The organism is Bradyrhizobium sp. SHOUNA76 (assembly GCF_023006445.1).
In the GTDB taxonomy this organism is placed as follows: domain Bacteria; phylum Pseudomonadota; class Alphaproteobacteria; order Rhizobiales; family Xanthobacteraceae; genus Bradyrhizobium.
Genome location: NZ_JALBHA010000357.1, coordinates 1 through 6,910, shown reverse-complemented (window position 1 = coordinate 6,910; position 6,910 = coordinate 1). Strand labels below are relative to the sequence as shown.

At 65.0% G+C, this 6,910-nt stretch carries 7 protein-coding genes; 4 read left to right on the top strand and 3 right to left on the bottom strand.

The window, feature by feature from the left end; genetic code table 11:
• The coding region (gene glmU, locus MOV74_RS27335; protein WP_246929672.1) for a bifunctional UDP-N-acetylglucosamine diphosphorylase/glucosamine-1-phosphate N-acetyltransferase GlmU at nucleotides 1–1,053 on the top strand (1,053 nt) is incomplete at its 5' end.
• A 150-nt stretch (nucleotides 1,054–1,203) separates the two neighbouring features.
• Here glmU and MOV74_RS27330 read toward each other — a convergent pair.
• Nucleotides 1,204–1,422 (bottom strand): hypothetical protein, encoded by a 219-nt coding sequence (locus MOV74_RS27330; protein WP_246929673.1) that lies wholly within the window; start codon nucleotides 1,420–1,422, stop codon nucleotides 1,204–1,206.
• A 221-nt stretch (nucleotides 1,423–1,643) separates the two neighbouring features.
• Between MOV74_RS27330 and glmS the strand changes: the two genes are divergently transcribed.
• The 3 genes from glmS (at nucleotide 1,644) to MOV74_RS27315 (ending at nucleotide 5,288) form a co-directional block, all read left to right on the top strand.
• Nucleotides 1,644–3,470: a glutamine--fructose-6-phosphate transaminase (isomerizing) gene (glmS, locus tag MOV74_RS27325; RefSeq protein WP_246929671.1), complete on the top strand. Its 1,827-nt coding sequence runs from the start codon at nucleotides 1,644–1,646 to the stop codon at nucleotides 3,468–3,470.
• 84 nt (nucleotides 3,471–3,554) lie between these two features.
• Nucleotides 3,555–4,325 (top strand): DUF502 domain-containing protein, encoded by a 771-nt coding sequence (locus MOV74_RS27320; RefSeq protein ID WP_246929670.1) that lies wholly within the window; start codon nucleotides 3,555–3,557, stop codon nucleotides 4,323–4,325.
• 105 nt (nucleotides 4,326–4,430) lie between these two features.
• Nucleotides 4,431–5,288 carry an NAD(P)-dependent oxidoreductase gene (locus MOV74_RS27315; protein ID WP_246929669.1) on the top strand — a complete coding sequence of 286 codons (858 nt, stop codon included), beginning with the start codon at nucleotides 4,431–4,433 and terminating at the stop codon, nucleotides 5,286–5,288.
• Between the two features lie 12 nt (nucleotides 5,289–5,300).
• Here the strand turns inward: MOV74_RS27315 and MOV74_RS27310 are convergent, their stop codons facing one another.
• Together MOV74_RS27310 and MOV74_RS27305 are read right to left on the bottom strand one after the other, a co-directional pair.
• Nucleotides 5,301–5,450 carry a hypothetical protein gene (locus tag MOV74_RS27310; RefSeq protein WP_246929667.1) on the bottom strand — a complete coding sequence of 50 codons (150 nt, stop codon included), beginning with the start codon at nucleotides 5,448–5,450 and terminating at the stop codon, nucleotides 5,301–5,303.
• Between the two features lie 300 nt (nucleotides 5,451–5,750).
• The coding region (locus tag MOV74_RS27305) for an ATP-dependent DNA helicase RecG (protein ID WP_246929666.1) at nucleotides 5,751–6,910 on the bottom strand (1,160 nt) is incomplete at its 5' end.

Sequence of the window (6,910 nt, the reverse complement as noted above, 5' to 3'; positions counted from 1 at the left end):
CTCCTGATTGCCTTCGGCGACACGCCGCTGATCTCCGCCGAGACATTCGCTCGGCTGCGCGCGCCGCTCGCCAGGGGCGCTGCGATTGCCGCGCTCGGCTTCCGCGCCGCCGATCCCACCGGCTATGGCCGCTTCATCGTCGAGGGCGCACGCCTGGTCGCGATCCGCGAGCAGGCTGATGCCAGCGAAGCGGAGCGCAGGATCGATTTGTGCAATGCCGGCGTGATGGCGATCGACGGCCGCCGCGCGCTTCAAATCCTCGGGCAAATCGGCAATGCCAATTCCAAGGGCGAGTATTATCTGACGGACGCGGTCGAATCCGTCCGCAAGCAGGGATGGGAGTCCGTGGTGATCGAGACCAGCGAGGACGAGGTGCGCGGCATCAACACCAAGGCACAGCTCGCCGAGGCAGAAGCCGTCATGCAGGCGCGCTTGCGGAAAGCGGCGATGGAGGCCGGCGTCACGCTGATCGCGCCTGAAACCGTTTATCTCGCCGCCGATACCGTCTTCGGCAAGGACGTGACCATCGAGCCGTTCGTGGTGATCGGCCCCGGCGTGTCGATCGCCGACGGCACGGTGATCCATTCCTTCTCGCATATCGTGCAGACGACGCTCGGCAAGAACGTTTCGATCGGTCCGTATGCGCGGCTGCGGCCCGGCACCTCGCTCGGCGACGGCGCGCGCATCGGCAATTTCGTGGAGACCAAGGCGGCGACGCTGGAGGCCGGCGTCAAGGTCAATCATCTCTCCTACATCGGCGATGCCACCGTCGGCGCCAACTCCAACATCGGCGCCGGGACCATCACCTGCAACTACGACGGCTTCAAAAAGCACAAGACGGTGATCGGGCAGGGCGCCTTCGTCGGCACCAATTCCTCGCTCGTCGCACCGGTCAGAATAGGCAACGGCGCCTATATCGGCTCCGGCTCGGTGATCACCCGTGACGTGCCTGACGATGCCATGGCGCTCGAGCGCAACCAGCAGACCATCAGGGAAGGCGGCGCTGCGCGCTATCGCGAGATGAAGACGGGCGGGAAGAAGCCGGAGAAGTGAGCTCTATTTCTATTGTGTCGCAGCATCCTCCGCCCTGATCCTGAGGGCCCGCTGGAAGCGGGCGTCTCGAAGGATGGCCGCAGGCGAGATGCGGGCCTTCATGGTTCGAGACGCGCTTCGCGCTCCTCACCATGAGGGTTTCTTACGTGGCTACTCGTCGTCGGCGAATTCCGAGAAGATCGCGCGGGTCAGACGCCAGCCGCGTGGCTTGGCGCGCTTGGCCGGCTCGCCTTCGGAGTGCTTGACGAAGAGTGGCTTGCTTTCCTTGCCGCGCTGGGGCGGCGGCCAATGTGCCAAATGCGTGCCCGTGGTCTCGCTGGCGCGCAGGTACATCGGCGATAGACCTTTACGGTCGGACGAGCCTTTCATGGCCATACTCTCCTGGCGCGGAATCGTTGGCCAAACATATTGACAACAAGTTAACGCGCGCGGTTTAACGCCGGCCAATTCGACGCAGGCGAAGCTCAGGTTGCGGTCCATCCTGTCTCAATCCGCAATAATTATTGAGTATATGGTTCCCTAGGAACTTCGCTAAAAACCGAGCGCGTCGTTTAGGCGATTTTTCGACGATTTGGGGGATAGTGATCCGCATGTGCGGGATTGTCGGCATTCTCGGGCGCGAACCGGTTGCAGAGCAGCTGGTGGATTCGCTCAAACGTCTTGAATATCGCGGCTACGACTCGGCGGGCGTCGCCACGCTCGAAGGCAAGCACATCGAGCGCCGTCGCGCCGAAGGCAAGCTGAAGAATCTGGAGAAGCGGCTGGAAGCCGAGCCGCTCAAGGGCACGACCGGCATCGGCCACACCCGCTGGGCGACCCACGGCAAGCCGACCGTCAACAACGCCCATCCGCATGCGACCGAGCGCGTCGCCGTGGTCCACAACGGCATTATCGAGAACTTCCGTGAGCTGCGCGAGGAGCTCGAGAAGAAGGGCGCGGTGTTCCACACCGAGACCGACACCGAGATCGTGCTTCATCTCGTCGACGATTTGCTCACGCGCGGCAACAAGCCGGTCGAAGCCGTCAAGCTGGCGCTGGGGCGCTTGCGCGGCGCCTTCGCGCTCGGCTTCATCTTCGCCGGTGACGACGATCTGCTGATCGGCGCCCGCAACGGCCCGCCGCTCGCGATCGGCTATGGCGACGGCGAGATGTATCTCGGCTCGGATGCCATCGCGCTCGGCCCGTTCACCGACACGATCAGCTATCTCGAGGACGGCGACTGGGTCGTGCTGACGCGCAAGAGCGCAACGATCTTCGACAAGGACGGCCACGCCGTCCAGCGCGACAAGATCAGGCACGCCGCCTCGACCTCGCTGGTCGACAAGGCCAATTACCGCCACTTCATGGCCAAGGAGATCCACGAGCAGCCGGAAGTGGTCGGCCACACCCTGGCGCGCTATGTCGACATGGCGACCGAGCGCGTCTCGCTGCCGGTCAAGCTGCCGTTCGACTTCAGAAATATCCAGCGCATCAACATCACCGCGTGCGGCACCGCGAGCTACGCCGGCTTCGTCGCAAAATACTGGTTCGAGCGTTTCGCGCGCGTGCCGGTCGAGGTCGATGTCGCCTCCGAATTCCGCTATCGCGAGGCGCCCTTGCGCAAGGGCGATCTGGCGATCTTCATCTCGCAATCGGGCGAGACCGCCGACACGCTGGCGGCGCTGCGCTACGCCAAGGATCAGGGCGTGCATACGGTGGCCATCGTCAACGTGCCGACCTCGACGATCGCGCGCGAGAGCGAGACCGTGCTGCCAACGCTCGCCGGGCCCGAGATCGGCGTCGCCTCGACCAAGGCCTTCACCTGCCAGCTCATGGTGCTGGCAAATCTTGCGATCGCGGCCGGCAAGGCCAGAGGCGAATTGTCCGACGAGGACGAGACCAAGCTGGTTCACGGCCTGGTCGAGATCCCGCGCCTGATGGCGGATGCGCTCACCACTGAGCCGCAGATCGAAAAGCTCGCGCACCGGATCGCCAAGTCCCGCGACGTGCTCTATCTCGGCCGCGGTACCAGCTTCCCGCTCGCGCTCGAAGGCGCGCTGAAGCTGAAGGAGATCTCCTATATCCACGCCGAGGGCTATGCCGCCGGTGAGCTCAAGCACGGGCCGATCGCGCTGATCGACGAGACCATGCCGGTCGTCGTCATCGCGCCTCACGACCGGGTGTTCGAGAAGACGGTCTCCAACATGCAGGAGGTCGCCGCCCGCGGCGGCAACATCATCCTGATGACGGACGCGAAGGGCGCGGAAGAGGCGACGGTCGAGTCCCTCGTCACCATCGTCATGCCCGACATGGCGGCGGCCTTTACGCCGATGGTCTATGCTGTCCCGGTGCAGCTGCTCGCCTATCACACGGCTGTCGTCATGGGCACCGACGTCGATCAGCCGCGCAATCTCGCGAAATCGGTGACCGTGGAATAGGCAGAGGGGATATCAACCGGTCGCGGCCTTCCAAAACCTGCTAGAAGACCCTAGCTTGTGTGCTGCGACCGACTTGGAACCCGAATGACCCCCCGCGACGACGCGCCTGCGCCTCTTGATCCCCTCCCGGAACCGCATACCGGCCTGATGGGCCGCTTCCGCAATTACTTTCTGACCGGCCTCATCGTCACAGGGCCGATCGCGATCACGCTGTACCTGGTCTGGTGGTTCGTCACCTGGGTCGATGGCGTGGTGCGGCCGTTCGTGCCGCTCGCCTATCGGCCGGAAACCTATCTGCCGTACGTCATTCCCGGCTGGGGACTGGTTGTCGCCTTCTTCACACTGACGCTGGTCGGCTTCCTCGCGGCCAATCTGATCGGCCGGACGCTGGTCGATGTCGGCGAAACGCTCCTCGGCCGGATCCCGGCGGTGCGCGCCATCTATCGCGGCTTGAAGCAGGTGTTCGAGACGCTGTTCTCGGGCAAGGGCTCGAGCTTCCGCAAAGTCGGCCTGGTCGAGTTTCCCTCGCCGGGCATGTGGTCGATCGTGCTGATCTCGCAATCGCCGAATGAAGAGGTCGCGCGCAGCCTGCCGGGGCAGGAGGAGCATGTCTCCGTGTTCCTGCCGTGCTCGCCGAACCCGACCACCGGGTTCTTCTTCTACGTGCCCAAGAGCAAGATCGTCGAAGTCGACATGAGCACCGAAGACGCGGCGACGCTGATCATGTCGGCCGGCGTGGTGCAGCCGGGCTCGGCGCCCGATCCGAAGAAGGCCGCGGCGCTTGCCGGCGTGGCGAATGCCGCACGCATCGCCAATGCGTCGGCGCTCAAGCCCCAGCCTGCGAAGGTGGAGTAGGGCCATTCCCGTTTCGGATGGCCGCATTCACGCAAGCACTTTCGTCCTCTGCTAATCTCCCGGTTGAACTGAGCGCCTCGCTCGGAATTCGACCTGGAGTGCACGATGTCCAAAACCATTGCGATCCTCGCCCCCGGTGCCATGGGCAGCGCCATCGCCCGCCGCCTCCGCGAACATGGCGCGCGCGTGCTGACCTCGCTCAAGGGACGGAGTGAGGCGACGCTGAAACGGGCCGCGGACGCCGGCATGATCGGCGCCGAGGACGATGCGATCGCCGATGCCGATATCATTCTGTCGATCGTGCCGCCGGGCGAGGCGGTGGCGCTGGCGGAACGGCTGGCCGCGCTGATCGTCAGGCGTGAGAAGAAGCCGCTCGTGGTCGACTGCAACGCGGTCAACGTCGATACCGTACAACGGATCGAGGAGATCATCGGCTCGGCACAGGCGCCGTTCGTGGATGGCGGCATCATCGGCTTCCCGCCGCAGCCCGGCGGCAAGAGCCCGGCCCTCTACATGTCCGGCGACTATGCCAGGGACGCGGCGGTTCTGAAGGATTTCGGCCTCGACGTGCGCATCGTCGCGGGCCCGGTCGGCGCGGCCTCTGCGCTCAAGATGTCCTATGCCGGCATCGTCAAGGGCCTTGCCGGCATCGGCTCGGCCATGGTGGTTGCGGCCACGAAAGCGGGCGCGGCGGATGCGCTGCGCGACGAGCTCGCACTGAGCCAGCCCGCAATTCTGGCGCGGCTCGAAGTGGCGCTGCCGGACATGCTTCCCAAAGCCTATCGCTGGGTTGCGGAGATGCGCGAGATTTCCGGCTTCCTTGGCCCCGATCATCCGGCCAGCCAGATCTATGAGGGCTTTGCGAAGTGGTTCGAGCATCTGGCCGAGGATGCGCAGGGCGACGCGGTGGATGCGGAACTGATGAAGGCGTTTGCTGCGCGCATCGCGCAGAAGAAGGCCTGATTCCGTATGGGCTCACTCGCCGTTCACTGAAACCAAGTCCAGAAAGCCCTGGATGTCCCGATCGCGTCGCAAGCGCACGACGGGGACATCGGGGCCATATTGGATGCGCTCGGCCTCGATGACCGGCACGCGCTCCGTGTCATAGCGCCACGCCTCTTTCATCAATTTCCAGTCGAACCGTTCGCGGCAGCTTCGGGCAGATCGGGCCGCGTCGTATGATCCGGCGCATGGCGGGAGGGTCGCATGAAGTTGGCCGCGGCGAAAGATGACGCTTTGGTCGAAGACCGAGACGCACCCTTTGGCCCGCTGGGCTAGTCTGCACCCACATCGTCATTGCGAGCGCAGCGAAGTCATCCAGCGTGCCTCCGTGAAAAGATTCTGGATTGCTTCGCTGCGCTCGCAATGACGGGGAGGGCCCGACGCTCTTACGCCAGTCACCACCTTGCGGCAGCGGCGCTGCAGCTAACCCGCCCCGATCAGCGGGATCGCTTCATCGCGCTCGTAGAGATATAGCAGGCACCGCAGCGCCTCGCCGCGCTCGCCCTTGAGCTTCGGATCGTCCTTCAAGATGCGCAGCGCCTCGTCTCTCGCCTGGGCGATCAGCTGGCCATGCACCTCCGGGCGCGCGATGCGGTAGCCGGGCAGGCCGCTCTGGCGCACCCCTAACACGTCGCCTTCGCCGCGCAGCTTCAGATCTTCCTCGGCAATGCGAAAACCGTCGGTGGTCTCGCGGATCACCTTCAGCCGCGCCTTCGACATCTCGCCGAGCGGCTCCGAGTAGAGTAGCAGGCAGGTTGAGGCTTCCGAGCCGCGCCCGATGCGCCCTCGCAGCTGGTGCAGTTGCGCAAGTCCAAAGCGTTCGGCGTTCTCGATCACCATGATGGTGGCGGCCGGAACGTCGACGCCGACCTCGACCACGGTGGTCGCGACCAGCAGCCCGATCTCGTGCGCGGCGAACTGCGCCATCACGCGGTCCTTTTCCGTGCCCTTCATCTGGCCGTGGACGAGGCCGACACGCTCGCCGAAGCGCTTTTGCAGGCTTTCGAAGCGCTTGGTCGCGTTGGTAAGATGCTCGGTGCCCTCCGCCTCGGATTCCTCGACCAGCGGGCAAATCCAGTACACCAGCTTGCCAGACTCGAGCGCTCGGCCGACGCCCTCCATGACCTCGCTGATCCGGCTCATCGGCACCGCGCGGGTGTCGATGGGTTGGCGGCCGGCCGGCTTCTCGCGCAGCTCGGAGATGTCCATGTCGCCGAAATAGGTCAGCACCAGCGTGCGCGGGATCGGCGTTGCGCTCAGCACCAGCACGTCGACGGCTTCGCCCTTGGACGTGAGCGCGAGGCGCTCGCGCACGCCGAAACGGTGCTGCTCGTCGACGATGGCGAGCGCGAGATCATGGAAGATCACGTCGTCCTGAATCAGCGCGTGGGTGCCGACGAGGAGATCGATTTCGTCGGCTGCAAGCTGCGCCAACAGCTCCCGCCGCTCCTTGCCTTTTTCTCGCCCGGTGAGGATCGCGACCCGCATGCCGGCACGCTCGGCGAGCGGGGCGATGGTCTTGATGTGCTGGCGCGCCAGGATCTCGGTCGGCGCCATCAGCGCGGCCTGCTTGCCGACCTCGG

Bases quoted from the DNA above. Each gene is read 5' to 3' on its own strand.
- MOV74_RS27330 (WP_246929673.1), bottom strand. From the start codon at position 1,422: ATGAAAGGCTCGTCCGACCGTAAAGGTCTATCGCCGATGTACCTGCGC.
- glmS (WP_246929671.1), top strand. From the start codon at position 1,644: ATGTGCGGGATTGTCGGCATTCTCGGGCGCGAACCGGTTGCAGAGCAG.
- MOV74_RS27315 (WP_246929669.1), top strand. From the start codon at position 4,431: ATGTCCAAAACCATTGCGATCCTCGCCCCCGGTGCCATGGGCAGCGCC.
- MOV74_RS27310 (WP_246929667.1), bottom strand. From the start codon at position 5,450: ATGAAAGAGGCGTGGCGCTATGACACGGAGCGCGTGCCGGTCATCGAG.
- MOV74_RS27320 (WP_246929670.1), top strand. From the start codon at position 3,555: ATGACCCCCCGCGACGACGCGCCTGCGCCTCTTGATCCCCTCCCGGAA.